Source organism: Serratia sp. TSA_105.2, from assembly GCF_052692115.1.
This window is the reverse complement of record NZ_JBQZFT010000007.1, coordinates 111,702-138,465: the sequence shown is the minus strand read 5'-3', so window position 1 is coordinate 138,465 and position 26,764 is coordinate 111,702. Positions and strand designations below refer to the sequence as shown.

The following is a 26,764-nucleotide window of genomic DNA, read 5'->3' as shown; positions in this document are numbered from 1 at the left end:
AACATCTGAATTCCAAACCTTGAATGATCGCGACCTACTGATATTTCTTCGTTCGGCGCGTCGGTACCGCCGTGGCCGGATCGTCCGGCCAAACGTGTTTCGGATAGCGGCCCTTCATCTCTTTTTGCACCTCGCGGTAGGCGCCTTGCCAGAAGGCCGCCAGATCGCCGGTGATTTGCAACGGCCGGTGCGCCGGTGAGAGTAACTCAAGCACCACCGGGATGCGACCCTCCGCCAACATCGGGCTGCGCTGCTCGCCGAACACCTCCTGCAAACGCACCGCCAGCGCCGGCGGTTTGCCGGCCTCATAACGGATCGGCAGGCGGCTGCCGGTCGGCACAGTGTAATGAGTGGGTAGCGCATTATCCAGCCGCTGCTTTTGCTGCCAGTCCAGCAGGCGGGACAGCGCCTCGGCGATGTTGACCTGCTTCAAACCGCGCAGATCGCGCACGCCGTTCAGCGACGGCAACAGCCACTGCTCCAGCGCCGCCAGCAGGGGTTCTTCGTCCATCGCCGGCCATTCCGCCTCCGGCAGCCAGGCTTGCGCGCACTGCAGGCGCACCCGCAATTGTTCGGCAGCGCCCTCCCAGTTGAGCACCGCCAGCCCCTGTGCGCGCACCCAATCGAGCAGCGCCTGCTGCAGCTCTTCATCCGCCGGTTTGGCCAGCGGCTGGGCGCGCAGCGTCAGACGGCCGATCTGCTGGCGCTTCCAGGCGCGCAGCGTGCCCTTCTCGTCATCCCACTCCACCGCCGTGCGCTGCGTGACGATCGCCGGCAGCTGCGCCGCCAGCGCGTCGATATCCACCGGCAACGCCAACAGGATACGCGCATCGGGGCTGTTGTGGCCCTGCAACAGGCTGGGGACGATGAGCCAGGGTGCGCGCGACAGCGCCTCGTCCTGGTTCATCGCCGCCCCCAGACCGTTGGCCAGCAAGTAGCGGCCATCCTGACCACGCCGCTGGGCGATACGATCGGTAAACGCCGTCGCCAACAGGCGCGGCGCCAGATCGACGTCGACTTGCCCCGCACGTTGCGGCAGGCGTTTGGCCAACTGCGCGGCACGCTGCCGCCAGTTCGGTTGCGGGCGGCTCAGCCAGTAGCCGATATCCATCTGCCCGCCGCGCGGCGGTTCTTCCAGCAATGCCGCCAGCAACGCCGCCGCCGCCAGGCCGTCGGCACCCAGCGCCGCGCCGGTGACCAGCATCGCCGCCAGCCGCGGCTCGCACCCCAGCGCGGCCATCTGGCGCCCCAGTGCGGTAAGTTTGCCGCCGTCATCCGTGGCCCCCAACCGGTGCAGCAACGCCCTGGCCGCCGCCAATGCCGCCGCCGGAGGCGCATCCAACCAGGTCAGCTGCGCCGGATCATGGCATCCCCACTGCAGCAGTTCGAGCCAGAAGCCGGTGAGATCGCTCTGTAAAATGTCCGGTTCAGCGTGTTCCGCCGCGCGCTCCGCCTGTTCTTTGGCGAACAGATGCCAGCAAATGCCCGGCTCCAGGCGCCCGGCGCGCCCAGCGCGCTGCACCATCGAGGCCTGACTGATGCGCTGCGTCGCCAGCCGCGTCAAACCATTGCGCACGTCGTAGCGCGCCACGCGCTCCAGGCCGCTGTCCACCACCAGCCGAATGCCCTCGATCGTCAGGCTGGTTTCGGCGATGTTGGTCGCCAGCACCACCTTGCGGCGGCCAGGCGCCGCCGGCTGAATCGCTTTTTGCTGCTGGGCCAGAGGCAGCGCCCCATACAGCGGGCAAAGATCGGTATCGCTCGCCACCTCGCCGGTCAATCGCTCCAGCACCCGATTGATCTCCGCCACGCCCGGCAGGAACAGCAGCAAAGATCCCGGCTGTTCGGCCAGCAACCGCTTCACCGCCGCCGCTACGCCATCTTCCAGCCGCTGATGGCTGGCCAACGGCTGATACAGACGCTCAACCGGGAAGCTGCGCCCCTCGGACACCACCACCGGCGCTTCCGGCAGCAGCTGCGACAGGCGAGCGTTGTCCAGGGTGGCCGACATGATCAGCAGTATCAGATCGTCGCGCAGCCCTTGCTGCACGTCGAGCAGCAGCGCCAGCGCCAGATCGGCCTGCAGGCTGCGTTCGTGGAACTCATCGAGGATCACCAGCGACACGCCCTGCAGCTCGGCGTCCTGCTGCAGCATGCGGGTGAGAATGCCTTCCGTCACCACTTCCAGCCGGGTTTGCGGCCCGCTTTTACTTTCGGCGCGCATGCGGTAGCCCACGGTCTGGCCGGGCTCCTCCCCCAGTTGCTGCGCCAGGCGATAGGCGACATTTTTCGCCGCCAGCCGCCGCGGCTCCAGCATGATAATGCGCCCCGGCAACCCGGCCTTAGCCAGGATCTGCAGCGGCAGCCAGGTGGATTTACCGGCGCCGGTCGGGGCGTGCAACAGCACCTGAGGAGCGGACTGCAACGCAGCCAGCAACTCATCAAGCACCGCGCTGACGGGCAATGAAGACACTGAACTCTCCGTGGTGGTTAACGTTAAACGGCGTACAGTGTAGCATTAGCTTTGTCCCCGTAGCCTTCCAAACTGCGGCGGCGTTAGCTATAGTACGGACCTCGTCCATGCGTCCCGCTTCGCGCGCGACCGTTGCAAGCCGCATCCATGTCTGTCCCGACGGATTTGTCATTATTTACCGAGCCCCCATGTCCAATTCGCGCCGCCTGTTTTTCGCCCTGTCCTTGCCTGATGCCCTGCAACAGCAGGTGATCCGCTGGCGCGCCGAGGCGTTTGCGCCAGAGGCCGGCCGACCGGTGGTGGCGGCTAATTTGCACCTGACGCTGGCGTTTCTCGGCGAGGTCACCGCGCAGAAAGAGCTGGCGCTGCGCAAACTGGCCGGGCGCATCGTGCAACCCGGCTTCAGCATGCGGCTCGACGATCTCGGCCATTGGCCGCGCCCCGGCGTGGTCTGGCTCGGCACCCGCCGCGCGCCGCGCGGGCTGCTGCAGCTGGCCGAGCTGCTGCGTTCGCAGGCCGCCCGCAACGGCTGCCATCAAAGCGCGCTGCCGTTCCATCCGCACATCACGCTGTTGCGCGCCGCCACCCAGCCGGTGGCGATCCCGCCGGCGACGCCGGGCTGGGCGTTCAGCGCCGATGCCTTTTCCTTATATGAGTCGGTGTTCGAAAACGGCCGCACCCGCTATCAACACCTCGAACAGTGGCCGCTGGCCAAGCAGGCATCCGCATGATTTTCTCTCCACCGCTGCGTTCCGCCACGCTGATCAAACGTTACAAACGCTTTCTGGCGGACGTGATCACCCCGGAAGGGGAAACCTTTACGCTGCACTGCGCCAATACCGGCGCCATGACCGGCTGCGCCACGCCCGGCGATACCGTTTGGTACTCCACCTCGGATAACCCCAAGCGCAAATACGCCCACAGCTGGGAGTTGACCCATACCCAACAGGGGCACTGGATCTGCGTCAATACCCTGCGCGCCAACGCGCTGGTGCGCGAGGCAATTGAACACAATTTAATCAATGAATTATCCGGTTACAGTAAAATCAGCGGCGAAGTGAAATACGGCGGTGAAAACAGCCGTATCGATTTGTTATTACAGGCAGAAAATCGGGTTAACTGCTATATTGAAGTTAAGTCAGTCACATTACTGCAACAACAACGTGGTTACTTTCCTGATGCGGTAACGCTCAGAGGGCAAAAGCACCTGCGTGAGTTGCTCAGCGTGGTTGAAAGCGGGCAACGGGCGGTGTTGTTCTTTGCCGTGTTACACAGCGGTATTGAGCAGGTCGCACCGGCACATCATATAGATGAGCGCTATGCGGCGCTGTTGGCACAGGTCCGGCAGTTGGGAGTGGAAGTGGTTTGTTACGGGGCAAAGTTATCACCTGACGGTATTTATCTCTGCGATAAGCTGCCGTTTTTTATCGATTAGCGCAGTCGGGTCCCTATAAATAGACAACCGGCCAGCACGATCGCCAAATACGCCCTCCTTCACACGATTGTCAAGCGGGCGACAGGAATAATTGCCAACCTACCTTCCTTCTGTTATTTATAGCGGCCTGTTTTTCCCCCGCATTGGGGATTCGATAGTGCGTGTGTATGTAGGAGAAGCAACATGCAAGAAGGGCAAAACCGTAAAACCTCGTCCTTGAGCATTCTCGCCATCGCTGGGGTGGAGCCGTACCAAGAGAAGCCGGGCGAAGAGTACATGAACGACGCCCAGTTGTCGCATTTCAAGCGCATTCTTGAAGCGTGGCGCAACCAGCTCAGGGACGAAGTGGACCGTACTGTATCGCATATGCAAGAAGAGGCAGCCAACTTCCCTGATCCGGCCGACCGTGCTACCCAGGAAGAAGAGTTCAGCCTTGAACTGCGTAACCGTGACCGTGAACGCAAACTGATCAAAAAGATCGAGAAAACGCTGAAGAAAGTGGAAGACGATGATTTCGGCTACTGCGAATCTTGTGGCGTGGAGATCGGCATTCGTCGCCTCGAAGCGCGTCCGACCGCCGATCTGTGCATCGACTGCAAGACGCTGGCTGAGATCCGCGAAAAGCAGATGGCCGGCTAATACCGCTACTCTAAATGATTGGAGCGGCATCAAGGCGGCAAGAATGCGCATCCCGATGAGCTTACTCAAGTAAGTGATTCGGGTAAGCAGGCGCAGCTAACACAGATGCAGTTTCAAGCATAACGAGTATGTTACCGCTGCGGCGTGCGCACCTGCGTGCGCCGCACAGAGAAAAGGGAACCTCTCCCCTCTGATATGCAAGAAAGTCATTATGTGGGGCGCTTTGCCCCATCGCCTTCCGGGGATCTGCATTTCGGTTCGCTGATTGCCGCTCTGGGAAGCTACCTTCAGGCTCGCGCCCAACGCGGGCAGTGGCTGGTTCGCATCGAAGATATCGACCCGCCGCGCGAAGTCCCCGGCGCCGCCGCTCGCATCCTGTCCGCGCTGGAACATTATGGTCTCCACTGGGACGGCCAGGTCATCTATCAATCCCAACGTCACGACGCCTATCGCGCCGCGCTGGATCTGTTGCAGCGCCAGGGGCTCAGCTATTACTGCACCTGCACCCGCAGCCGCATCCAGCAGATCGGCGGATTGTACGACGGCCACTGCCGCGATTTGCAGCTCGGCCCGCAGGGTGCCGCCATCCGCTTGCGCCAGACCGCGCCCGTTTACGGGTTCCACGATCGCCTGCAGGGAGAATTGCACGCCGATCCGGCGCTGGCGGGGGAAGACTTTATCATTCGCCGCCGCGACGGGCTGTTCGCCTACAACCTGGCGGTGGTGATCGACGACCATTTTCAGGGCGTGACCGAAATTGTGCGCGGCGCCGACCTGATCGAACCGACGGTGCGCCAAATTGCCCTCTATCGCCAGCTGCAGGCGCCGGTGCCCGCCTATGTGCATCTGCCGCTGGCGCTGGGCGCCAACGGCATCAAGCTGTCGAAGCAAAACCATGCGCCGGCGTTGCCCGCCGGCGATCCGCGCCCGGTGCTGATCGCCGCGCTGAAATTTCTGCGCCAACCGCTGCCGGAAAGCTGGCAAGATCTTGACCTGCCATTATTATTGAGCTGGGCGGTCGCACATTGGCGGTTGGAAAACGTGCCGCGTCAGGAGGCTATCCCTCTGGATGAAAACACGCCGGCATTCTCAAAGGAGCCATGGTGAGCTATGATTAGCCGCTATTTTTTGTTAGCTCCATTTTTATCAGTCACTATCGAGGTGTACCATTTTTACCCGAGTAGCCAACTTCTGTCGTAAGGTACTGACCCGCGATGACAAGCTGCCCCGCGACGACGCGGCGGCCGGCGATAAAAACGTAGTCCGCGAAGAGCGTGCCGCGGCGCCAAGCCGCCCTGCGCCGCAGCCGCGCGCCGCCGATAACGGCAGCAACGCCCCTGCCCGCCGCTCAACGCCGCGCAAGCGTCCGCCTTTTCCCCTCGCCGAGAGCAACGACTCGATGACCGTGATCCCGCGCGAACAGCACTCGATTTCCCGCAAAGACATCAGCGAAAATGCGCTGAAAGTGCTTTACCGCCTGAACAAGTCCGGCTACGAAGCCTATCTGGTCGGCGGCGGCGTGCGCGATCTGTTGCTCGGCAAAAAGCCGAAAGACTTCGACATCACCACCAACGCCACGCCGGAGCAAGTGCGCAAGCTGTTCCGCAACTGCCGCCTGGTCGGCCGCCGCTTCCGCTTGGCGCACGTGATGTTCGGGCCGGAGATCATCGAAGTGGCCACCTTCCGCGGCCACCACGAACAGAATCAGGAGTCCGACAAGAACTCGTCCCAGCAGGCGCAAAACGGCATGCTGCTGCGCGACAACATCTTCGGCTCGATCGAGGAAGACGCCCAGCGCCGTGATTTCACCATCAACAGCCTGTACTACGGCGTGGCGGATTTCACCCTGCGCGATTACGTCGGCGGCCTGAACGACCTGAAACAGGGCGTGATTCGCCTGATCGGCGATCCGGAAACCCGCTACCGTGAAGATCCGGTGCGCATGCTGCGCGCGGTGCGCTTCGCCGCTAAGCTGGATATGCGCATCAGCGAAGAGACCGCCGAGCCGATCCCGCGCCTGGCCTCGCTGCTGCATGAGATCCCGCCGGCGCGGCTGTTCGAAGAATCCCTCAAGCTGCTGCAGGCGGGTTACGGTTTCCAGACCTACCTGAAGCTGTGCGAATACCAGCTGTTCCAACCGCTGTTCCCGCTGATCGCCCGCAACTTCACGCCGAACCACGATACGCCGATGGAGCGCATTCTGGCGCAGGTGCTGAAGAACACCGATCACCGCCTGCAGAACGACATGCGCGTCAACCCGGCCTTCCTGTTTGCCGCCATGCTGTGGTACCCGCTGCTGGAGCACGCGCAGAAGCTGGCGCAGGAAAGCGGCCTGGCGTACTACGACGCCTTCGCGCTGGCGATGAACGATGTGCTCGACGAGCAGTGCCGCTCGCTGGCCATCCCGAAACGCATCACCACGCTGGTGCGCGATATCTGGCAGCTGCAGCTGCGCCTGTCCCGCCGCCAGGGCAAACGTGCGCACAAGCTGATGGAGCACCCGAAATTCCGCGCCGCCTATGATCTGCTGGCGCTGCGTGCGGAAGTGGAAGACAATCAGGAGATGCTGCGTCTGGCCGAATGGTGGGGCGAGTTCCAGGACGCCACGCCGGCGCGGCAGAAAGCCATGCTGAGCACCCTGGGGGACGATCCGGCGCCGCGCCGCGCGCGTCAACGCCGCCCTCGCCGCCGGGCACCGCGTAAAGAAGGGGCATAATGATCCGCGTTTATATCGCGCTGGGCAGCAACCTGGCGCAGCCGCTGCAACAGGTTAAAGCCGCACTGGAGGCGCTGGAGCATCTCCCGCGCACCCGGCTGGTCACCTGTTCTTCGTTTTACCGCACCAAGCCGCTGGGGCCGCAAAACCAGCCGGACTTTCTCAACGCGGTGGTGGCACTGGATACCCTGTTGCCGCCCGAACAGCTGCTCGACCATACCCAGGCGATAGAACGCAATCAGGGGCGCGTGCGCAAGGATGAACGCTGGGGGCCGCGCACGCTCGATCTGGACATCATGCTGTACGGCGACAAGGTGATCCATACCGAGCGCCTGACGGTGCCGCATTACGGCCTGAAAGCGCGCGAATTCATGCTCTACCCGCTGGCGGAAATCGCCCCCGACCTGATTTTCCCCGATGGCGAGCCGCTCGCCAGCTGCCTCAAGCGCGTGCCGGAAAACGGCATGGCGCTGTGGCATCAGCCAAAACCCAAGTCCTGACCCACCTACAGCGCCAACCGCGCTACAAATCCCCCCGCCGGGCGATTGGCGAAACTGACCTGTAGACCATGCAAGCCGGCGATACGCTGCACGATCGAGAGCCCCAGCCCGCTGCCGGTTTGCTCCTGCCCCAGCGGGCGATAGAAGCGCTCTCCGAGCCGCGCCAGATGTTCCGTGGTGACCCCCGGACCGTCATCCTCCACCGTCAGCGAGCGTTCGCTCAGCGTCACGGTGACGACGCCGCCCTGCGGGGTGTAGCGCACCGCGTTGTCCAGCAGGTTGCGCAATAGCAGCGACAGCAGCAAGGTTTCCCCCTGACGCGGCGGCGGCGTTCCCCGATGTTCATAGCGTAGCGTCACGCCCGCCGCATGGGCCTGCCGATCCTGCTCCGCCAGGGTCATCGTCACCAGATCGTTCCAGTCGATCGGCGCCAGTTCGGCCAGATCCGACAGCGAATCCAGCCGCGACAGCGTGAGCAGCTGATCCACCAGCCGGGTGGCACGATCGATGCCGAGCGTCAGATTGTCCAGCGCGTGCTCGCGCATCGGCGCGTCATCCCCCGCCAGCTGCACCACTTCGGTCTGCACCCGCAGCGCCGCCAGCGGGCTGCGCAACTCGTGCGCGGCATCGGAGGTGAAACGCCGCTCCCGTACCAGCAGAGCGTTGATGCGGGCAAACAGCGCATTGAGCGCATCCACCAGCGGGCGCACCTCGGTCGGCACCTGGCGCGCGTCCAGCGGCGTCGCGTCATCGGGTGCGCGCCGGCGCAAACCGGCCGCCACCGCGCGCAGCGGCCTCAGCTCGCGCCCGACCATCAGCGCGATCAGCAGCATCAGCACCGGCAGCGTCACCAGCCAGGGCACCAGCTGGCCGGTCACCATGCCCAGCGCCATATCGCGCCGGTAATCCCACTCCTGGCCGACCACGATGCGGTAGCGCCCGTCCGGGCTGGTCAACCATACCAGGCGCCAGCTGTCGTCATCGCCTTTGCGCTCGCCGTCGGTAAAACCTTCACGCTCCCCGTCAAACAGGAAGTCGGCGCCGTTCTCGCCGTCATTGAGCAGCATCTTGCCTTGGCGATCGAAGATGGCAAACGCCAGCGCGTCGTCGTCCTGCTCACCGCGCTTGCCGTGATGCACCAGCTTCTTGGTTTTCGGCAGGCTGCGCGCGCTTTCATCGGCCAGCAGATCGCCGAGGTTGGCGGTCGCCAGCCGTTTGGCGAACAGCATCTGTTGGGTGTCGAACACTTCGTTGATGGTGTTGCGCGACATCACCCAGGCCACCACGCTGGCGGTGCTCCAGGTCAGCAGCGCCAACAGGCTGAAGATCAGGATCAGGCGCAGCCGCAGGCTGAGACGCTTCACGGCGCATCCCCCAGCGTATAACCCACGCCGTGGATGGTGCGGATGAAGCCGTTACCCAACTTGCGCCGCAGATGATGAATATGCACCTCCACCGCGTTGCTGCTCACTTCGTCGTCCCAGTTGTACAGCTTCTCCTGAATCAACGGCCGCGCCAGCACCCGCCCCTTGTTGTGCAGAAACAGTTCCAGCACCGCCAATTCGCGCGGCGTCAGCGTCACCGGCTCGCCGTTGCAGCTCACGCTGCGGGTGGCGCTGTCGAACACCACGTTGCCGTGCGTCAGCTGTGGCATCAGTTGACCGTGGCGACGGCGGATCAGCGCCTGCAGGCGCGCCGCCACTTCGGCCAGTGCGAACGGCTTGCACAGATAATCGTCGGCGCCGCTTTGCAGCCCGCTGACCCGCTGCTCCAGCGCGTCGCGGGCGGTGAGGATCAGAACCGGCACGTCCTGCCCGGCCTGGCGCCACTGGCGCAGCAGATCCAGGCCATCGAGGCCCGGCAGGCTGAGATCGAGGATCACCGCGTCGTACGGCGCGCTGTCCAGCGCATTTTTGCCGACGACACCGTCGGTGAACCAGTCCAGATTGAAGCCGAGTTTGGTCAGCCCGGCCTTGATGCCGTCCCCGATCAGTTTGTCATCTTCGATCAGCAAAATTCGCATGAGTATCCCTTTTCAGTCATGGCGCCATTGCACCACAAGGTTCTTAAGAACCGCTTAAGCATGGCGATCCGCGCTACCCACCCCGATCGGGTTACAGTAGAATGACTGCACTTTTTTGCAGCCTGGGCCTGCGTACGCCGCACGGCCCGTTTCAGGAGACGTTGTGATGAAACCCACCACCGTGACCCACTTGCGCCAGTGGAAACAGGAGCAGCGCAAGTTTGCTACCCTTACCGCCTACGATGCCAGCTTTGCCAAACTGTTTGAAGAGCAAGGCATCAAAGTCCTGTTGGTGGGCGATTCGCTGGGCATGACGCTGCAGGGCCACGACTCCACGCTGCCGGTCACCGTCGCCGACGTGGCCTACCACACTCGCGCCGTGCGCCGCGGTGCGCCGGCCTGCCTGCTGCTGGCCGATCTGCCGTTCATGAGTTATGCCACCCCGGAACAGACCTTCGCCAACGCCGCCGAGCTGATGCGCGCCGGCGCCAACATGGTGAAACTGGAAGGCGGCAGTTGGCTGTGCGACACGGTGAAAATGCTCGCCGAGCGCGCGGTACCGGTGTGCGGCCACCTGGGCCTGACGCCGCAGTCGGTCAACGTGTTCGGCGGCTATAAGGTACAAGGACGCGACGAACTGGCCGCCAAACAGCTGTTGCAGGACGCACAGAATCTGGAACTGGCCGGCATTCAGCTGCTGGTGCTGGAATGCGTGCCGACCGAGCTGGCGCGCCAGATCACCGAAGCGTTGTCCATTCCGGTCATCGGCATCGGCGCCGGCAACGGCACCGACGGCCAGATCCTAGTGATGCACGACGCCTTCGGCATCACCGGCGGCCACACGCCGAAGTTCGCCAAGAACTTCCTGGCGCAGAGCGGCGATATCCGCACGGCGGTGCAGCACTACATTCAGGAAGTGGAGCAAGGCCTCTACCCGGCGGCTGAACACTCTTTTAACTAAGCGATGGTTCCAGGAGTCACCCAATGATTATTATCGAGACCCTGCCGATGCTGCGTCAGCAGATCCGCCGCTGGCGCCAGGAAGGCAAACGCATCGCGCTGGTGCCGACCATGGGCAACCTGCACGACGGCCATATGACGCTGGTCGATGAAGCGCGCGCCCGCGCCGACGTGGTGGTGGTGAGCATCTTCGTCAACCCGATGCAGTTCGATCGGCCGGACGATCTGGCGCGCTACCCGCGCACGCTGCAGGAAGACAGCGAGAAGCTGACCCGCCGCGGCGTCGATCTGGTGTTCGCGCCGGCCCCGGCTGCGGTCTATCCGCAGGGGCTGGACCAGCAGACTTACGTCGACGTGCCGGGCATCTCCAGCATCCTGGAAGGCGCAAGCCGGCCGGGCCACTTCCGCGGCGTTTCCACCATCGTCAGCAAGCTGTTCAACCTGGTGCAGCCTGATTTAGCCTGCTTCGGTGAGAAGGATTACCAACAGCTGGCGCTGATCCGCAAAATGGTGGCGGACATGGGTTACGACATCGACATCATCGGCGTGCCGACCGTGCGCGCCAAAGACGGCCTGGCCCTCAGCTCGCGCAACGGCTACCTGACCGCCGAAGAGCGCAAGATCGCTCCGCAGCTGAGCAAGATCATGAACGCGCTGGCGCAGCAGTTGGCCAATGGCGAACGCCATGTCGAAGAGCTGCTGGAGCAGACCGCCGAGCAGCTGCGCACCGCCGGCTTTACGCCGGATGAGCTGTTTATTCGCGACGCCGACAGCCTGCAGCCGCTGACGGTGGACAGCCAGCGGGCGGTGGTGCTGATGGCCGCCTGGCTGGGCAAGGCGCGTCTTATCGACAATCAGCAGGTCGACCTGACGCTGTAAGCCATTTTTTATACTATCGTCACCCTGAAACCCAGGCCACTGGTAGACAATGGCGGGGCAATCGGTGACGATAGAGATTGCAGGGATGCAGGAGAGATGTTCAACCCCAGCGCCTGTGAAGGCCGATATTCAGTTAGGTAAAGCTATGATACGTACTATGCTGCAAGGCAAGCTGCATCGCGTCAAAGTCACTCAGGCTGACTTGCACTATGAAGGGTCCTGCGCCATCGACCAGGATTTCCTGGAGGCCGCCGGCATTCTGGAATATGAAGCGATCGATATTTACAACGTGGATAACGGCCAGCGCTTCTCCACCTACGCCATCGCCGCCGAGCGCGGTTCGCGCATCATTTCGGTCAACGGCGCCGCCGCGCGCTGCGCCTGCGTGGGCGACAAGCTGATCATCTGCTCCTATGTGCAAATGACCGACGCCGACGCCCGCCAACACCACCCGAAAGTCGCCTATTTCGAAGGTGACAACAACCTGCAGCGCAAGGCGAAAGCCGTGCCGGTTCAGGTCGCCTGACACTAAAACGGGCGCCTTACGCGCCCGTTCTTCCTTACTGCACCACCACCGTGCCCGGCTTGTTGGCTATCCGATCCGCCATGGTCTGAATCGAGTCGGTGCGCAGAATATATAGCCGCTTCAGCGTATAGGGGTTATCCCCCGGTTTCACCTTGCCCTGCACCGTGGTCACCGCCAGATGGAAACCGGCGTCCTGCGCCGCCTGGATCGCCCGCTGGTTATAGCCGCCGAACGGGTAGGACAGATACAGCACGTGCGGGTTGAACTGCGACAGCGCGCGACGCGAGCGCTCAAAATCGAACTCGATATTGTGCAACGAACGGCTCAGCAAAATCGGCTGGCGGTTGCCGTCGGTGCGGTGCAGGAAGTGGGTATGCGATTGCACGTCGAACACGTCCTGAATCTGCTTCAGCTCCGAGACGCTCATAAATTGCAGCGAGTCCGGGTTCCATTTCTGCGGGTGGCGTTTGATGCGCGAAGAGATGATGAACGCCGTGGCGCGGAAACCGTAATCCTTCAGCACCGGGTAAGCGTAGCGATAAACCGATTTCAGCCCGTCGTCGAAGGTCAGCACAATCGCCTTGCCCGGCAGATTGATCTGGTTCTTCAGATAGGCTTCCAGCTGATACAGCGAAATGGTGTCGTAGCCCGCCTGCTTCAGATAGGTCATCTGGTTGCTGAACGCCACGTCTGAAGTGGTGGTCGAGGTGTGGCGGAAACGCTTGTTCTCTTCGTTTTTCAGCAGGTGATGGTAAGTCAGCACCGGTATGCCGTTATCGATCTCGCAGTCCAGCTCATTGATGAACCCCAGACGCTCGCCGATGTTGACCTCGTACCAGGTGTTGTTCAGGCGATCCTTCAGCTTGCCGATGATCGGATAACGCAGGTTGCCTTCCAGCGTGCCCAGGACGTCGCTGTCCTTGTCCGCCGCGGTATAAACGTCGATCGTTTTTTGGGTGATCAGATTCTGGTTGGTCAGCGGTTTATTCAGCTCGCCCAGATCGTCTTGCACCTTGCGCGACTTCTTCAATTCACGCACGTCGTCTTTATCGATAAAGCCGGTTCCGTGCCCGAATTTGAATTCGTAGTATTCGGCATCCGCCGGGAACACCTGAATCAGCTGCCCGCGCTTCACTTCCCCTACCGGGATCACATGCTCGCCCACCAACGCATAGACTTCGCTATCGCGCTGCGCTTCCATGTATTCAGATTTAACCGCGCCGTCTTCCGACAGCAGATTCGCCAGGCTCACAGGGGAAACCAACGACATCAGAATGCCGAGTAACCCAGCCGTTAACGTGTATTGAGACCGCATGATGATGTTCTGCTTACGAGTGCGTAGTGACAAAAGTGAAGGAAATGTGGAGCGCCAGCATAGCACGATTTGAACAGCGGGGAACTAGCGGTTATTTGAGCAATTCTATTGATTTACGCGCCGCGTGCGCCAAATCAATAAAGGCGCTCCCGCCGGGAAAGCGGAAGCGCGATACGATCAGCTGCGCAGGCCGCGGCCACGCTCGATCAGGTACCAGGACAGCAGGTAAAACACCGCGATAAACGCCACCAGCACCGCCATGGTGAACGCCAACGGCACGTCGTTGATACCGAGGAAGCCGTAGCGGAAACCGCTGATCATATAGACGATCGGATTCAGCTTGGACACCGCCTGCCAGAATGGCGGCAGCAGCGACAGCGAGTAGAACACCCCGCCCAGGTAAGTCAGCGGCGTCAGCACGAAGGTCGGGATCAGGCTGATGTCGTCGAAGGTGGTGGCGAACACCGCGTTGATAAGCCCCGCCAGCGAGAACAGGATCGCCGTCAGCAGCAGCGTCAGCGCAATCACCCACCAGGCGTGCACCTGCAGCGGCACGAAGAACAGCGAGATGATGGTCACCAGCACGCCGACGCAGATGCCGCGCGCCACGCCGCCGCCGACATAGCCGGCGATCACCACGTGGGTCGGCACCGGCGCCACCAGCAGTTCCTCAATGTTGCGCTGAAACTTGGCGCTGAAGAACGACGAGGCGACGTTGGCGTAAGAGTTGGTGATGACCGACATCATGATAAGGCCGGGCACGATGAACTGCATGTAGCTGAAGCCGTGCATATCGCCAATGCGCGAGCCGATCAGGTTGCCGAAGATGATGAAGTACAGCGTCATGGTGATCACCGGTGGCACCAGGGTCTGGATCCAGATGCGCGCGAATCGGTTCACCTCTTTGGCCCAGATGCTCTGTAAGGCCACCCAATACAAACGCGTCATGCTTTCTCTCCATTGCCGTTAACCAGGGTGACAAACAGCTCTTCCAGGCGGTTCGCCTTGTTGCGCATGCTCAGCACCTGCACGCCCTGCGCGCTCAACTGGGCGAACAGACCGTTCAGCCCCTGCTCGCGCATCACCTCCACTTCCAGCGTGGAGGTATCCGTCAGGCGGCTACGGTAACCGTCCAGCTTCGGCAGCGGGCTCTTCGCCGCCAGATCGAGGATGAAGGTTTCCGACTTCAGCTTGGCCAGCAGCCCCTTCATCGAGGTGTTTTCCACCAGTTCCCCGTTCTGGATAATGCCGATGTTGCGGCACAGCATCTCCGCCTCTTCCAGATAGTGGGTGGTGAGGATAATGGTGGTGCCCTGGGCATTCAGCTCTTTCAGGAAGCCCCACATCGAGCGACGCAGCTCGATATCTACCCCGGCGGTCGGCTCATCGAGGATCAGCAGCTTCGGCTGATGCATCAACGCGCGGGCGATCATCAGGCGGCGCTTCATGCCGCCGGACAGCATGCGGGCGCGCTCGTTGCGCTTGCCCCACAGATCCAGCTGATTAAGGTATTTTTCGGCGCGCGCCATCGCTTCACGCCGCGTGACGCCGTAGTAACCCGCCTGGTTCACCACGATCTGCAACACGGTCTCAAACGGGTTGAAGTTGAACTCTTGCGGCACCAGGCCGAGCTGGCGCTTGGCGTTGACGATGTCTTTATCGATGTCGTAGCCGAACACCCGCACGCTGCCGGCCGTTTTGTTCACCAGCGAGCTGATGATGCCGATGGTGGTGGATTTTCCGGCGCCGTTTGGCCCCAGCAGGGCATAAAAGTCCCCCGCTTCGACGCTCAGGTCGATGCCGCGCAATGCCTTGACGCCACCGGCGTAAGTCTTGGTCAGCTGCGCTAATTCCAGTGCATAATTCATATGTAAAATAGTACCTTATGACGATGAGTATGCCGCCGCGCCCCTGTTTGCGAGGCTTGAAACACTAACGATAATCCTAGCATCGGCGACGTTTTCACTGAGTCGAATCCGTGCGGAAAATGAGGCTGCACCACTGTTCCGATTTCCAAATTGTGACGCTTACCCTATATTACCCCATCGCAATCTGTTCGTTACGGGTCAATCATCTCCATGAAAGAAATCGAAGCGCTTATCGCCAACAACCAGGCCTGGTCGGCCAATATCAGCCAGGAAGACCCGGAATTTTTTGAACGTTTAGCCCAGGCGCAAAAGCCCCGCTTCTTATGGATTGGTTGCTCTGACAGCCGCGTTCCCGCAGAACGGCTGACCGGCCTCGAGCCGGGTGAACTGTTCGTCCATCGCAACGTGGCAAACCTCGTTATCCATACCGATCTTAACTGCCTGTCGGTGGTGCAGTATGCGGTAGATGTGCTGGAAGTCGAACACATCATCATTTGCGGCCACCTGGGCTGCGGTGGCGTGCAGGCGGCGGTGGAAAACCCGGAGCTGGGTTTGATCGACAACTGGCTGCTGCACATTCGCGATCTGTGGTACAAGCACAGCTCGCTGCTGGGCGAGCTGCCGCCGGAACAGCGTTTCGACATGCTGTGCGAGATCAACGTCATTGAGCAGGTGTACAACCTGGGCCACTCCACCATCATGCAGTCCGCCTGGAAGCGCGGCCAGAAGGTGATGATCCACGGTTGGGTGTACGGCATTCAGGACGGCCGCCTGCGCGATATGGAAGTGCTGGCGACCAGCCGCGAGAGCCTGGAGATGGGCTACCGCAAAGCGATAGCCAAACTGAAGCAGGATAAAGGCGTATAACCTCGCCGTGGGCGCGGCTGGCCGCGCCCCACATCGATTACTCGTCCAACAGCACCACTTTGCCGACGTACGGCAGGTGACGATAGCGCTGAGCGTAGTCGATGCCATACCCCACCACGAACTCATCCGGGATCGAGAAGCCGACATATTCGACCGGTACCTGCACTTCACGGCGCTCAGGTTTGTCCAGCAAGGTGCAAATCGCCAGCGACTTCGGCCCGCGCAGCGCCAAAATCTCGCGCACTTTGTTCAGCGTGTTACCGGAATCGATGATGTCTTCCACGATCAGCACGTCTTTGCCGCGAATGTCTTCGTCCAGATCCTTGAGGATCTTCACGTCGCGGGTGGTGGACATGCCGCTGCCGTAGCTGGAGGCGGTCATAAAGTCGACTTCGTGCGGCACGTCGATCGCGCGGCAGAGATCGGCCATGAACATGAAGGAGCCGCGCAGCAGCCCGACCAGCACCATGTCGCTGCCGCTGTCGCGGTAATGTTCGGTGATCTGGCGGCCAAGTTCGGCGATACGGGTCTTAACTTCCTGCTCGGAAATCATTACGTCTACAGTGTGTTTCATAGTATTCAGGTCAGTTGCCGGAAGAAAGGCGCAGAGTTTAGCATAGGCCGTTACGACTTGCCTCTCTCCCGGACAGGGGAGTTTTCTTTATTAAGGGTATTCCCGACGGGCGTGCAGGACACTCACAATTTCAATATGTGCAGCCAGCACGCGGTAAACCACAATGTAATTAGGATGAACAACCATTTCACGAGTCCCGCTCACCCTGCCTGGCCGAAATAAATAAGGATGTTCCGCTAACGGGATAACCGACTCTTCAATACGATGCAACAAAGCCTCAGCGGCAAGTGGATTTCGCTCAGCGATAAAAGCCAGCAGCGTATATAAACCCGTTTTTGCTTCGTCAGTCCATTTGACGGTTAACATAAGGGTCAGGCCGATTTTCTTTTGGCCTTCGCCTGCTCGATAATGTGACGAGCGCCGGCCATGACTTCGTCATGGGGGATACGGGGGGAGTCGCTATTGACGGAAGATTCCACGGTGCTTCTGAACCAACGATCGTAGCTATCAGCCTGCTCTTGAGTCTCAAACTCAGAAACGATGGGATCCAATTTTGTCGGCATGACGCACTCCTCAACAGCTGATATTTTAATCAGTATAACGGCTTCCTTTCATTGAACCAAGCGGTGGCGACGCGAGCGCGCCACCACCGGAGCACCGGGCCGCGATCAATCGGCGACGGTGAAGCCCATCATCATGCCGGTATCTTCATGTTCCAACAGGTGGCAGTGGGCCATGTACGCATGTTCGCTGCTGGCCGGATGGTCAAAGCGCACCAGCACTTCGCTGCGCCACCCTTCGACGCGCACCGTGTCCTTCCAGCCGCTGCGATGCGCCGCCGGCGGTTTGCCGTTTTCCGACAAGATGCGGAACTGGGTGCCATGAATGTGGAACGGGTGCAACATCATGTCGCCCTCGCCGGAAATGGTCCACTTTTCATACTGGCCCCGTTTGGCGGCGAACATCGGCTTGGTCATATCGAAGGCCTTGCCGTTGATCATGTTGCCATGGCTGAAATCGAACGGTTTGGCTTTGCCCTGCGCGTTACCGTGATCCATCCCGGCCATATTGCCATGATCCATGCCCTTCATATTGCCCATGTTGCCATGGTCCATGCCCTGCATGCCGCCCTTCTCCATGCCTTTCATGTTGCCATGGTCCATGCTCTGCATGCCGCCCTGCTCCATGCCTTTCATATCTGCGCCGCCCGTCGCGCCATGATTCATGCTCATGCCGGCCATCGCCTGGTGACCATAGCGATCCATCAGCGCCTGCATGCCGAGCATATCCAGCTGCGGATCCATCATCAGTTGCAGCCAACGCTCCTGGATACCGGTGGTAGCAGGCAATGTCGGCAGCTTCACCAGGCTGTCCGGCATGGTTTTGATGCCCTGCGCCAGCGACGGCTGAATGCGCAACACCGGCAGCGGCTGATCGAACGGCGCCAGCGTCATGCCCATCTGCTTCACCGGCAGCGTCACAATGTCGAACGCTTTCCCATCCGAGGCATCGACCAGCACTTCAAAGCGCTCCCCCATCAGCATCGGCAACTCGGTCAGTTTCACCGGCTCCGCCAGAAAACCGCCGTCGCTGGCGACGACATACAGCGGACGGTTGTCACTGGCCGCCAGATTCAGCGAGCGGGCGTTGCAGCCGTTGAGGAAACGCAGGCGCAGCCAGCCGCGCGGCGCCAGATGTTGCGGATACTGCGCACCGTTGGTGAACATGCGATCGCCAAACCAGCCCACCGCCGCGCTCATCACGTCCAGGCGGTATTCGATCTGCGCGTCTTTGCCCAGCCGCTTATCCTGCAGGACCACCGGAATGTCATCCTGCCCCCAGGTTTTCGGCAGCGGCAGTTTGGCGCTCTCTTCGTCTTCCAGCAGCACCAGTCCCGCCAGCCCCATCATCACCTGGCTGCCGGTTTTACCGTGGGTATGCGGGTGGAACCAGCAGGTGGCCGCCGGTTGATCGACGGTGAAATTCACCGTGCGCGTCGCGCCGGGATGAATCAATGCCTGTGGGCCGCCATCGACGTCGCCGGGAATTTCCAGGCCGTGCCAGTGAACGGTGCTGGCCTCCGCTAGGCTGTTTTTGATATCGACCGTCACCGGCCGGCCGCGCTGCAGCTTCACCGCCGGCCCGAGCAGCGCGCCGTTGAATCCCCAGGTTTTGGTGGCGGCGCCGGGCAACCAGCGGGTTTCCCCCGCCTGCAGCGCCAGCGCAATCTTTCCCTGCGCGTCCGGCGTCAACAGCGGCGGTACCGGCAGGGCCGGCCGATCGGCCGCCCAGGCGGCCCGGCTCCATAACGGCAATGCGCTCGCCGCGCCCAGCGCAGCGGTTAATTTAATAAAATCACGGCGTAACATCGCTGACTCCCTTTTCTCAGTGATATAACTCAATGCCGCCAGCCTAAACCTTCCCCCTGGCGGAAGGTCAAGCCTTTCCTGGCGGTATTTTAAGCTATGCCTCACAATCAAGAGAGTGTGACTGGCACGCGTGACGCCAGCCCGGCGGCAATAAAATTTGGTGCCTTTACAGGCAAGTGTGGTAACGTCAGCAGACGACAAACAGGCCTATTTCATGATGAAAAAAACAACGTTATCGATGCTGTTGCTGGCGATGCTGGGCTTCTCCAACGCCAGTCTGGCGCTGAATGAATCCGAGGCGGAAGATCTGGCCGACCTGACGGCGGTATTTATTTATTTGAAAAATGATTGCGGCTACAACGATTTGCCAAATGCGCAAATCAAACGCGCCATCGTCTATTTCGCGCAACAAAACCGCTGGGATTTGAGCAACTACAACAGCTTTAACATGAAGGCGCTGGGCGAAGACAGCTATCGCGATCTCAGCGGCATCGCCATTCCAACGCCTAAGAAGTGCAAATCGCTGGCGCGCGACTCTTTGAGCCTGCTGGCCTACGCCAACTAATTCCGCCCCTCTCCCCCATCCGCCTTTCGCTCTCTCTGTCTGAAATTCAACCGTGCATCGCCAGACAGAGTTAGCTATGATGTTGCGCCGATTTTTCATGGCTGTTATTACGGAGTTTCCCGCACATGACCCAGAAAGAAATTTGGTACGAAACGCTGCATACGGGCTTCGGCCAGTACTTCTCGGTTGAGAAGGTGCTGTACCGCGAGAAGACCGATCATCAGGATCTGGTGATCTTCGAGAACCCGGTGCTGGGGCGCGTGATGGCGCTCGACGGCGTGGTGCAAACCACCGAGCGTGACGAGTTTATCTATCACGAAATGCTGACCCACGTGCCGCTGCTGGCGCACGGCGCGGCGAAGAAAGTGCTGATCATCGGCGGCGGCGACGGCGGCATGCTGCGCGAAGTCAGCCGGCACCCTGGCGTGGAGCAGATCACCATGGTCGAAATCGACGCCGGTGTCGTCGAGTTCTGCCGCCAATACCTGCCCAACCACAGCGCCGGCGCCTATGACGATCCGCGCTTCAAGCTGGTGATCGACGACGGCGTCAACTTCGTGAACCAAACCGACAAAACCTTCGATGTGATCATCTCCGACTGCACCGATCCGATCGGCCCCGGCGAAAGCCTGTTCACCTCGGCGTTTTATGAAGGCTGCGCCCGCAGCCTGAATGAGGGCGGCATTTTCGTCGCGCAAAACGGCGTCTGTTTCCTGCAGCAGGACGAAGCGGTCAACAGCCACGCCAAACTGAGCGGCTACTTTAGCGACGTCAGCTTCTATCAGGCGGCGATCCCGACCTATTACGGCGGCATCATGACCTTTGCCTGGGCGAGCCAGAACCCGGCGCTGCGCCAGCGCGATCTGTCTACCCTGCAACAGCGCTTTAACCAAAGCGGCCTACACTGCCGTTATTACAACCCGGCAATTCACGTCGGCAGCTTTGCCCTGCCGCAATATTTGCTCAATGCCCTGAACGTAACACGTTAAGCGAGAAGATAAAGGAGGTGGCCCAAATTGCATAAGCTAAAACTGCACGGCTTCAACAACCTGACCAAGAGCCTGAGTTTTTGTATTTACGATATTTGTTACGCCAAGACCGCGGACGATCGCGACGGCTATATCGCCTACATAGACGAACAATATAACGCCAACCGGCTGACCGAGATCCTGAGCGAGACCTGCTCAATCATCGGCGCCAATATTTTGAACATCGCACGTCAGGACTACGATCCGCAGGGCGCCAGCGTCACCATCCTGGTCAGCGAAGAGCCGATCGATCCGAAAGACGTCGATACGTCGGAACACCCCGGCCCGCTGCCGAATACGGTCGTCGCGCACCTGGACAAAAGCCACATCTGCGTACACACCTACCCGGAAAGCCATCCTGAAGGCGGACTGTGTACCTTCCGCGCCGATATCGAGGTCTCGACCTGCGGCGTCATTTCGCCCCTCAAGGCGCTGAACTACTTAATTCACCAGTTGGAATCCGACATCGTCACCATGGACTATCGCGTGCGCGGTTTTACCCGCGACGTGAACGGCGTGAAGCATTACATCGATCATGAGATCAATTCGATCCAGAACTTTATGTCGGAAGACATCAAGGCGCTGTACCACATGATGGACGTGAACGTTTACCAGGAAAATATCTTCCATACCAAGATGTTGCTGAAGGATTTCGATCTGAAGCACTACCTGTTCAACGCGGAGCCGGAAGCGCTGAGCGCCGCCGAACGCAAACAGATCACCGATCTGCTATGGAAAGAGATGCAGGAAATCTATTACGGCCGCAATATCCCGCCTCTGTGATGGAAAGGGCGCGGCACGCCGCGCCCTGATGCTTAGTACTTCAGCATGAAAGAACGATAGGCCTTCAACACCAACAGGAAATCCTCAACGCCGCAGAATGAGAGGCTTTCTTCGTCGTAGTAGTTCATCCCCTCTTCCATTTCATCGCCCTCGAACTCCAGCTGATTGGCGCGGATCATCACTTCTTCACCATCCATCAACAGCGTATATTCATGGCCTTCCAGCTGCCATTGACGCTCGCTGCCTTTGACCTCGGCCGCACCGGCTTCGATGCGGTCCAGCAGGTTGAAATCGCCTTTGACTTCTTCGTTGATCCAGTGGCCAATCGCTTCATGCCCCATCGAAAATCTGACGATCACCTGACCGGTGACGTCACGCAGAAATTCGTAATCCATAGCATGCCCTCCTGAGCCCTTTTTCTTAGTGTAAACATAAATTGATTGCTAACTCAGTGAGCGCTCGCAAAGTTGGCAACTGAGCAAAATAAAACGGGAGGCCAAGGCCTCCCGTTAAACAGTTGCGCAATATAGCGGCTTACACGGCGGTCTGGAAGATCACGCCGTCGGCTTTTTCGGTGTACTGCCCCAACTGGTCAAAATTCAGGTAGCGGTAGGTATCCGCCGCCGTCTTGTCGACCTGCGCCATATAGGTCTGGTACTCGTCCGGCGTCGGCAGGCGGCCCAACAGGGACGCAACTGCAGCCAGTTCGGCAGACGCCAGATAAACGTTGGCACCGGTGCCCAGACGGTTCGGGAAGTTACGGGTCGAGGTGGAGACCACCGTCGCACCGTCCGCCACGCGCGCCTGGTTGCCCATGCACAGCGAGCAGCCCGGGATCTCGATACGCGCGCCGCTCTTGCCGAACACGCTGTAGTAGCCTTCTTCGGTCAGCTGAGCCGCGTCCATCTTGGTTGGCGGTGCCACCCACAGACGGGTCGGCAGTTGGCCCTTGTGCTGATCCAGCAGCTTGCCGGCCGCGCGGAAGTGGCCGATGTTGGTCATGCAAGAACCGATGAACACTTCATCGATTTTGCTGTTGGCCACGTCGGACAACAGGCGCGCATCGTCAGGATCGTTAGGCGCGCACAGGATCGGCTCTTTGATCTCGTTCAGATCGATGTCGATCACCGCCGCGTATTCCGCATCCGCATCGCCTTCCAGCAGTTGCGGATCCGCCAGCCATTTTTCCATGCCCTGGATACGGCGCTCCAGCGTACGGCGATCGCCGTAGCCTTCGGAGATCATCCACTTCAGCAGCACGATGTTGGAGTTCAGGTACTCTTCGATCGGCGCCTTATCCAGCTTGATGGTACAACCGGCGGCGGAACGTTCGGCGGACGCATCGGTCAGCTCAAACGCCTGTTCGACCTTCAGATCCGGCAGGCCTTCGATCTCCAGAATACGGCCGGAGAAGATATTTTTCTTGCCTTTCTTCTCGACGGTCAGCAGCCCTTGCTGGATCGCGTAGTAAGGGATGGCGTGCACCAGATCGCGCAGGGTGATGCCCGGCTGCATTTTGCCCTTGAAGCGCACCAGCACCGACTCAGGCATATCCAGCGGCATCACGCCGGTCGCGGCGGCAAACGCCACCAGGCCGGAACCGGCCGGGAAGGAGATGCCGATCGGGAAGCGGGTGTGGGAATCGCCGCCGGTGCCGACGGTGTCAGGCAGCAGCATGCGGTTCAACCAGGAGTGGATCACGCCGTCGCCCGGACGCAGCGAGACGCCGCCGCGGTTCATGATGAAGTCAGGCAGCGTGTGGTGCGTGGTCACGTCGACCGGTTTCGGGTACGCGGCGGTGTGGCAGAACGACTGCATGACCAGATCGGCGGAGAAGCCGAGGCAGGCCAGGTCTTTCAGCTCATCGCGGGTCATCGGGCCGGTGGTGTCCTGAGAACCAACGGAGGTCATCTTCGGTTCGCAGTACTCGCCAGGGCGAATGCCGGCGACGCCGCAGGCGCGGCCGACCATCTTCTGCGCCAGCGAGAAGCCTTTGCTGCTGGCGGCAACCGGCTTGGCAATACGGAACACGTCGCTGTGCGGCAGACCCAGCGCTTCGCGCGCCTTGGTGGTCAGGCCGCGGCCGATGATCAGCGGGATACGGCCGCCGGCGCGCACTTCATCCAGCAGCACGTCGGTTTTCAGCTCGAAGTTGGCGATCAGCGCGCCGGTTTCGTGGTTGCGCACTTCACCTTTGTACGGGTAAACGTCGATCACGTCGCCCATGTTCAGCTCGGACACGTCCACTTCGATCGGCAAGGCGCCGGCATCTTCCATGGTGTTGAAGAAGATAGGCGCAATCTTGCCGCCCAGCACCACGCCGCCGCCGCGCTTGTTCGGCACGTGCGGGATGTCGTCGCCCATAAACCACAGCACGGAGTTGGTAGCGGATTTACGGGAAGAACCGGTGCCGACCACGTCGCCGACGTAGGCCAGCGGGAAGCCTTTCTTGTTCAGCAGCTCGATCTGTTTGATCGGGCCGACGCTGCCCGGCTGATCCGGCACGATGCCTTCACGTTCGTTTTTCAGCATCGCCAGCGCGTGCAGCGGGATGTCCGGGCGCGACCAGGCGTCCGGCGCCGGGGAAAGGTCGTCGGTGTTGGTTTCGCCGGTGACTTTGAACACGGTGACGGTGATCTTTTCCGCCAGCTCAGGGCGCGACAGGTACCATTCGGCGTCGGCCCAGGACTGCATGATCTGCTTGGCGTGCGGGTTACCGGCCTTGGCCTTCTCTTCCACGTCGTAGAAGTTGTCGAACATCAGCAGCGTGTGGGACAGCGCTTTCGCGGCGATAGGCGCCAGCGTTTCGTTGTCCAGCGCTTCGATCAGCGGGTGAATGTTATAGCCGCCCTGCATGGTGCCTAACAGTTCAATGGCTTTCTCGGGGGTAACCAGGGGGGATGTCGCTTCGCCTTTGGCGATGGCCGCCAGGAAACCTGCTTTGACGTAGGCGGCTTCGTCGACGCCCGGTGGAACACGGTTAATCAGCAGGTCTAACAGGAATTCTTCTTCGCCTTTTGGCGGATTCTTCAGTAGTTCGACCAGCGCGGCCATTTGGGTGGCGTCTAGCGGCTTAGGGGCGATGCCCTCAGCAGCACGCTCGGCTACGTGCTTACGGTATTCTTCTAGCACGACGTTCTCCTCGCTCTCATTGTCATTTATTGTGCCTGGCGTATATGCAAACCGGGTTTATACCCTTGGGGTTTCACTCTGTGGCTAGGCGATCGGCCCGTAAAGGCCCCGAAACGGTGATTGGGGCAAACAAGCACGGTCAAACAGCGTTACAGCATGAAAGACTGATGGGTAGAGCGCACGGCGATATAGATGCCATCTATCCTGACGGGGCACTGCTGTCGATGTCCTGGACTGTAAGGTACAGTGCCCGGTTCCGCTCAGCCAGCATATCAGGATTTGAAACGGTTGTTAATTCGTTCACATAAAAGCAACATTAAATCTTTGCTGAATCGTTGAGCGCAGCGTAATCGGCTGCCGGACTAGCAGGGCATTATATCCATATAATTAGAGTGGATATAAGCAGGGGGATCGGAATTTGGCGCTGCGGCCACAAAAATACCGCTTTCTGAATTTGAGCAAAAAAAAACGGCCCCTTGTCAGGAGCCGCTTGTTAACCGGTCAAACCAGCAGAATTACTTCTTCTTGGCTTTCGGGTTAGGCAGGTCGGTGATGCTGCCTTCGTAGATTTCCGCCGCCAGGCCCACGGATTCGTGCAGGGTCGGGTGAGCGTGGATGGTCAGCGCGATGTCTTCCGCGTCGCAGCCCATCTCGATAGCCAGACCGATTTCACCCAGCAGTTCGCCGCCGTTGGTGCCGACAATCGCGCCACCGATGATGCGGTGAGTTTCTTTGTCGAAGATCAGTTTGGTCATGCCGTCTGCACAGTCGGAAGCGATCGCACGGCCGGAAGCCGCCCACGGGAAGGTGGAGGTTTCGTAGCTGATGCCTTTCTCTTTCGCTTCTTTCTCGGTCAGACCCACCCAAGCCACTTCCGGCTCGGTGTAAGCGATGGATGGGATCACTTTCGGATCGAAGTAGTGCTTCATGCCGGCGATAACTTCTGCGGCAACGTGGCCTTCGTGCACGCCTTTGTGCGCCAGCATCGGCTGACCGACGATGTCGCCGATAGCGAAGATGTGCGGCACGTTGGTGCGCAGCTGTTTGTCGACGTTGATGAAGCCACGCTCGTCAACTTCAACACCGGCTTTGCCGGCATCCAGCAGTTTGCCGTTCGGCACGCGGCCGATCGCCACCAGCACCGCGTCGTAACGCTGTGGTTCTGCCGGCGCTTTTTTACCTTCCATCGTGACGTAGATGCCGTCTTCTTTGGCTTCTACCGCGGTCACTTTGGTTTCCAGCATCAGGTTGAACTGCTTGCTGATACGTTTGGTGAAGACTTTCACCACGTCTTTATCTGCCGCCGGGATAACCTGATCGAACATCTCAACGACGTCGATCTGTGAACCCAGCGCATGGTATACGGTGCCCATTTCCAGGCCGATGATGCCGCCGCCCATAACCAGCAGACGCTCTGGGACGGTTTTCAGTTCCAGCGCATCGGTGGAATCCCACACGCGTGGATCTTCATGAGGAATGAATGGCAGTTGGATCGGGCGAGAACCTGCAGCGATGATGGCGTTGTCGAAGTTGATGGTGGTTGGGCCGTTTTCGCCTTCCACAACCAGGGTGTTAGCGCCGGTGAACTTGCCCAGGCCGTTGACCACTTTCACTTTACGGCCTTTCGCCATGCCAGCCAGACCGCCGGTCAGCTGAGTGATGACTTTTTCTTTCCAGACGCGCACTTTGTCGATGTCGGTTTTCGGCTCGCCGAAAACGATGCCGTGTTCGGCCAGCGCTTTGGCTTCTTCGATCACTTTGGCAACGTGCAGCAGTGCTTTGGAAGGGATACATCCCACGTTCAGGCAAACCCCGCCCAGAGTGGAATAACGTTCAACCAGAACGGTTTCAAGACCTAAGTCAGCGCAACGAAAGGCTGCAGAGTAACCTGCCGGGCCCGCCCCAAGTACCACGACCTGAGTTTTAATTTCAGTACTCATCATGACCTCTTAATTGATTGTCCGGCGGGTCAGACGTCATTTTTATTGCTAATCGATCTCATAACGCCCTTCATCCACCGGGACGCTTACACCGCGAGCAGTTTACAGAATTGTTAATAATCTGCAAAGCGTGTTCGAGTGACCCGTGTCTCAACAATTTTGTCGAGTTGTG

Annotated in this window: 26 protein-coding genes; 13 read left to right on the top strand and 13 right to left on the bottom strand. The window is 60.2% G+C overall.

Translation table 11 applies throughout. The annotated features are described in order from the left end of the window. Positions 1 to 34: 34 nt before the first annotated feature. Complete coding sequence (gene hrpB / locus ACUTSC_RS19430) at positions 35 to 2,473, bottom strand: ATP-dependent helicase HrpB (RefSeq protein WP_197773730.1); 2,439 nt, start codon at positions 2,471 to 2,473, stop codon at positions 35 to 37. A gap of 188 nt (positions 2,474 to 2,661) precedes the next feature. Here hrpB and thpR point away from each other — a divergent pair, with 188 nt between their 5' ends. The 6 genes from thpR (at position 2,662) to folK (ending at position 7,763) form a co-directional block, all read left to right on the top strand. Beyond that, positions 2,662 to 3,204 (top strand): RNA 2',3'-cyclic phosphodiesterase, encoded by a 543-nt coding sequence (thpR, locus tag ACUTSC_RS19425; protein ID WP_038872406.1) that lies wholly within the window; start codon positions 2,662 to 2,664, stop codon positions 3,202 to 3,204. After that, positions 3,201 to 3,908, top strand: a complete 708-nt coding sequence (gene sfsA, locus ACUTSC_RS19420; RefSeq protein ID WP_004937572.1) for a DNA/RNA nuclease SfsA — start codon at positions 3,201 to 3,203, stop codon at positions 3,906 to 3,908. The genes thpR and sfsA overlap by 4 nt, the downstream gene beginning before the upstream one ends. Before the next feature lie 183 nt (positions 3,909 to 4,091). Further along, a complete protein-coding gene (dksA, locus tag ACUTSC_RS19415; protein ID WP_004937569.1) occupies positions 4,092 to 4,547 on the top strand; it encodes an RNA polymerase-binding protein DksA in 456 nt (151 codons plus the stop codon). A gap of 195 nt (positions 4,548 to 4,742) precedes the next feature. Beyond that, positions 4,743 to 5,654, top strand: a complete 912-nt coding sequence (gene gluQRS / locus ACUTSC_RS19410; RefSeq protein WP_047729869.1) for a tRNA glutamyl-Q(34) synthetase GluQRS — start codon at positions 4,743 to 4,745, stop codon at positions 5,652 to 5,654. 61 nt (positions 5,655 to 5,715) lie between these two features. Beyond that, positions 5,716 to 7,263 carry a polynucleotide adenylyltransferase PcnB gene (gene pcnB, locus ACUTSC_RS19405; RefSeq protein WP_074181146.1) on the top strand — a complete coding sequence of 516 codons (1,548 nt, stop codon included), beginning with the start codon at positions 5,716 to 5,718 and terminating at the stop codon, positions 7,261 to 7,263. Then, the gene (gene folK / locus ACUTSC_RS19400; RefSeq protein WP_142110501.1) at positions 7,263 to 7,763 is read left to right on the top strand and encodes a 2-amino-4-hydroxy-6-hydroxymethyldihydropteridine diphosphokinase; all 501 of its coding nucleotides are present in this window, start codon (positions 7,263 to 7,265) and stop codon (positions 7,761 to 7,763) included. The genes pcnB and folK overlap by 1 nt, the downstream gene beginning before the upstream one ends. Positions 7,764 to 7,768: 5 nt before the next feature. On the opposite strand, the gene qseC is transcribed toward folK, so the two are convergent. Both qseC and qseB read right to left on the bottom strand, forming a co-directional pair. Further along, entirely contained in the window at positions 7,769 to 9,127 is a 1,359-nt protein-coding gene (gene qseC / locus ACUTSC_RS19395; RefSeq protein ID WP_445653505.1) for a quorum sensing histidine kinase QseC, read from the bottom strand. Next, on the bottom strand, positions 9,124 to 9,786 hold the full coding sequence (gene qseB, locus ACUTSC_RS19390) for a quorum sensing response regulator transcription factor QseB (protein WP_038872425.1): 663 nt from the start codon (positions 9,784 to 9,786) through the stop codon (positions 9,124 to 9,126). The genes qseC and qseB overlap by 4 nt, the downstream gene beginning before the upstream one ends. 166 nt (positions 9,787 to 9,952) lie before the next feature. On the opposite strand from qseB, the gene panB reads away from it, so the two are divergent. The 3 genes from panB to panD all read left to right on the top strand — a co-directional run bounded on the left by panB (position 9,953) and on the right by panD (position 12,151). Further along, on the top strand, positions 9,953 to 10,747 hold the full coding sequence (panB, locus tag ACUTSC_RS19385; RefSeq protein WP_004937548.1) for a 3-methyl-2-oxobutanoate hydroxymethyltransferase: 795 nt from the start codon (positions 9,953 to 9,955) through the stop codon (positions 10,745 to 10,747). Between the two features lie 23 nt (positions 10,748 to 10,770). Beyond that, positions 10,771 to 11,625 carry a pantoate--beta-alanine ligase gene (gene panC / locus ACUTSC_RS19380; RefSeq protein ID WP_445653504.1) on the top strand — a complete coding sequence of 285 codons (855 nt, stop codon included), beginning with the start codon at positions 10,771 to 10,773 and terminating at the stop codon, positions 11,623 to 11,625. Positions 11,626 to 11,770: 145 nt separating this feature from the next. Then, on the top strand, positions 11,771 to 12,151 hold the full coding sequence (gene panD / locus ACUTSC_RS19375; protein WP_004937544.1) for an aspartate 1-decarboxylase: 381 nt from the start codon (positions 11,771 to 11,773) through the stop codon (positions 12,149 to 12,151). Between the two features lie 34 nt (positions 12,152 to 12,185). On the opposite strand, the gene ACUTSC_RS19370 is transcribed toward panD, so the two are convergent. From ACUTSC_RS19370 to ACUTSC_RS19360, 3 genes are all read right to left on the bottom strand, one after another. Beyond that, positions 12,186 to 13,466: a polysaccharide deacetylase family protein gene (locus tag ACUTSC_RS19370; RefSeq protein WP_197767443.1), complete on the bottom strand. Its 1,281-nt coding sequence runs from the start codon at positions 13,464 to 13,466 to the stop codon at positions 12,186 to 12,188. 177 nt (positions 13,467 to 13,643) lie between these two features. Then, positions 13,644 to 14,414 (bottom strand): ABC transporter permease, encoded by a 771-nt coding sequence (locus ACUTSC_RS19365; protein ID WP_063988726.1) that lies wholly within the window; start codon positions 14,412 to 14,414, stop codon positions 13,644 to 13,646. Continuing rightward, positions 14,411 to 15,334 carry an ABC transporter ATP-binding protein gene (locus ACUTSC_RS19360; protein WP_033644695.1) on the bottom strand — a complete coding sequence of 308 codons (924 nt, stop codon included), beginning with the start codon at positions 15,332 to 15,334 and terminating at the stop codon, positions 14,411 to 14,413. Before ACUTSC_RS19360 ends, ACUTSC_RS19365 begins: the two co-directional genes overlap by 4 nt. 210 nt (positions 15,335 to 15,544) lie before the next feature. Between ACUTSC_RS19360 and can the strand changes: the two genes are divergently transcribed. Then, positions 15,545 to 16,201 (top strand): carbonate dehydratase, encoded by a 657-nt coding sequence (can, locus tag ACUTSC_RS19355; protein WP_063988725.1) that lies wholly within the window; start codon positions 15,545 to 15,547, stop codon positions 16,199 to 16,201. A gap of 37 nt (positions 16,202 to 16,238) precedes the next feature. Here can and hpt read toward each other — a convergent pair whose 3' ends face one another. The 4 genes from hpt to cueO form a co-directional block, all read right to left on the bottom strand. Beyond that, on the bottom strand, positions 16,239 to 16,775 hold the full coding sequence (gene hpt, locus ACUTSC_RS19350; protein WP_048234659.1) for a hypoxanthine phosphoribosyltransferase: 537 nt from the start codon (positions 16,773 to 16,775) through the stop codon (positions 16,239 to 16,241). Positions 16,776 to 16,865: 90 nt separating this feature from the next. Beyond that, positions 16,866 to 17,141 carry a type II toxin-antitoxin system RelE/ParE family toxin gene (locus ACUTSC_RS19345; RefSeq protein ID WP_445653503.1) on the bottom strand — a complete coding sequence of 92 codons (276 nt, stop codon included), beginning with the start codon at positions 17,139 to 17,141 and terminating at the stop codon, positions 16,866 to 16,868. Between the two features lie 5 nt (positions 17,142 to 17,146). Next, a complete protein-coding gene (relB, locus tag ACUTSC_RS19340; protein ID WP_197767445.1) occupies positions 17,147 to 17,338 on the bottom strand; it encodes a type II toxin-antitoxin system RelB family antitoxin in 192 nt (63 codons plus the stop codon). Positions 17,339 to 17,443: 105 nt separating this feature from the next. Next, a complete protein-coding gene (gene cueO / locus ACUTSC_RS19335) occupies positions 17,444 to 19,144 on the bottom strand; it encodes a multicopper oxidase CueO (RefSeq protein ID WP_445653502.1) in 1,701 nt (566 codons plus the stop codon). Positions 19,145 to 19,361: 217 nt separating this feature from the next. On the opposite strand from cueO, the gene ACUTSC_RS19330 reads away from it, so the two are divergent. The 3 genes from ACUTSC_RS19330 to speD all read left to right on the top strand — a co-directional run bounded on the left by ACUTSC_RS19330 (position 19,362) and on the right by speD (position 21,520). Next, complete coding sequence (locus ACUTSC_RS19330) at positions 19,362 to 19,709, top strand: YacC family pilotin-like protein (protein ID WP_004937515.1); 348 nt, start codon at positions 19,362 to 19,364, stop codon at positions 19,707 to 19,709. A gap of 125 nt (positions 19,710 to 19,834) precedes the next feature. Beyond that, entirely contained in the window at positions 19,835 to 20,698 is an 864-nt protein-coding gene (gene speE, locus ACUTSC_RS19325; RefSeq protein ID WP_197767447.1) for a polyamine aminopropyltransferase, read from the top strand. 27 nt (positions 20,699 to 20,725) lie between these two features. Beyond that, positions 20,726 to 21,520: an adenosylmethionine decarboxylase gene (speD, locus tag ACUTSC_RS19320; RefSeq protein WP_197767448.1), complete on the top strand. Its 795-nt coding sequence runs from the start codon at positions 20,726 to 20,728 to the stop codon at positions 21,518 to 21,520. Between the two features lie 32 nt (positions 21,521 to 21,552). Here speD and yacL read toward each other — a convergent pair whose 3' ends face one another. From yacL to lpdA, 3 genes are all read right to left on the bottom strand, one after another. Further along, positions 21,553 to 21,915, bottom strand: a complete 363-nt coding sequence (gene yacL, locus ACUTSC_RS19315; protein ID WP_004937507.1) for a protein YacL — start codon at positions 21,913 to 21,915, stop codon at positions 21,553 to 21,555. Positions 21,916 to 22,054: 139 nt separating this feature from the next. Further along, positions 22,055 to 24,652, bottom strand: a complete 2,598-nt coding sequence (gene acnB, locus ACUTSC_RS19310) for a bifunctional aconitate hydratase 2/2-methylisocitrate dehydratase (RefSeq protein WP_033635927.1) — start codon at positions 24,650 to 24,652, stop codon at positions 22,055 to 22,057. 515 nt (positions 24,653 to 25,167) lie between these two features. Next, positions 25,168 to 26,592: a dihydrolipoyl dehydrogenase gene (lpdA, locus tag ACUTSC_RS19305; protein WP_004937500.1), complete on the bottom strand. Its 1,425-nt coding sequence runs from the start codon at positions 26,590 to 26,592 to the stop codon at positions 25,168 to 25,170. Positions 26,593 to 26,764 lie beyond the last annotated feature (172 nt).

Coding starts and splice junctions, on each gene's coding strand:
- relB (WP_197767445.1), bottom strand. CDS start 17,338: ATGCCGACAAAATTGGATCCCATCGTTTCTGAGTTTGAGACTCAAGAG.
- ACUTSC_RS19370 (WP_197767443.1), bottom strand. CDS start 13,466: ATGCGGTCTCAATACACGTTAACGGCTGGGTTACTCGGCATTCTGATG.
- hpt (WP_048234659.1), bottom strand. CDS start 16,775: ATGAAACACACTGTAGACGTAATGATTTCCGAGCAGGAAGTTAAGACC.
- thpR (WP_038872406.1), top strand. CDS start 2,662: ATGTCCAATTCGCGCCGCCTGTTTTTCGCCCTGTCCTTGCCTGATGCC.
- yacL (WP_004937507.1), bottom strand. CDS start 21,915: ATGGATTACGAATTTCTGCGTGACGTCACCGGTCAGGTGATCGTCAGA.
- can (WP_063988725.1), top strand. CDS start 15,545: ATGAAAGAAATCGAAGCGCTTATCGCCAACAACCAGGCCTGGTCGGCC.
- folK (WP_142110501.1), top strand. CDS start 7,263: ATGATCCGCGTTTATATCGCGCTGGGCAGCAACCTGGCGCAGCCGCTG.
- cueO (WP_445653502.1), bottom strand. CDS start 19,144: ATGTTACGCCGTGATTTTATTAAATTAACCGCTGCGCTGGGCGCGGCG.
- sfsA (WP_004937572.1), top strand. CDS start 3,201: ATGATTTTCTCTCCACCGCTGCGTTCCGCCACGCTGATCAAACGTTAC.
- qseB (WP_038872425.1), bottom strand. CDS start 9,786: ATGCGAATTTTGCTGATCGAAGATGACAAACTGATCGGGGACGGCATC.
- speE (WP_197767447.1), top strand. CDS start 19,835: ATGACCCAGAAAGAAATTTGGTACGAAACGCTGCATACGGGCTTCGGC.
- ACUTSC_RS19330 (WP_004937515.1), top strand. CDS start 19,362: ATGAAAAAAACAACGTTATCGATGCTGTTGCTGGCGATGCTGGGCTTC.
- lpdA (WP_004937500.1), bottom strand. CDS start 26,592: ATGAGTACTGAAATTAAAACTCAGGTCGTGGTACTTGGGGCGGGCCCG.
- panD (WP_004937544.1), top strand. CDS start 11,771: ATGATACGTACTATGCTGCAAGGCAAGCTGCATCGCGTCAAAGTCACT.
- panB (WP_004937548.1), top strand. CDS start 9,953: ATGAAACCCACCACCGTGACCCACTTGCGCCAGTGGAAACAGGAGCAG.
- ACUTSC_RS19360 (WP_033644695.1), bottom strand. CDS start 15,334: ATGAATTATGCACTGGAATTAGCGCAGCTGACCAAGACTTACGCCGGT.
- ACUTSC_RS19365 (WP_063988726.1), bottom strand. CDS start 14,414: ATGACGCGTTTGTATTGGGTGGCCTTACAGAGCATCTGGGCCAAAGAG.
- panC (WP_445653504.1), top strand. CDS start 10,771: ATGATTATTATCGAGACCCTGCCGATGCTGCGTCAGCAGATCCGCCGC.
- gluQRS (WP_047729869.1), top strand. CDS start 4,743: ATGCAAGAAAGTCATTATGTGGGGCGCTTTGCCCCATCGCCTTCCGGG.
- dksA (WP_004937569.1), top strand. CDS start 4,092: ATGCAAGAAGGGCAAAACCGTAAAACCTCGTCCTTGAGCATTCTCGCC.
- ACUTSC_RS19345 (WP_445653503.1), bottom strand. CDS start 17,141: ATGTTAACCGTCAAATGGACTGACGAAGCAAAAACGGGTTTATATACG.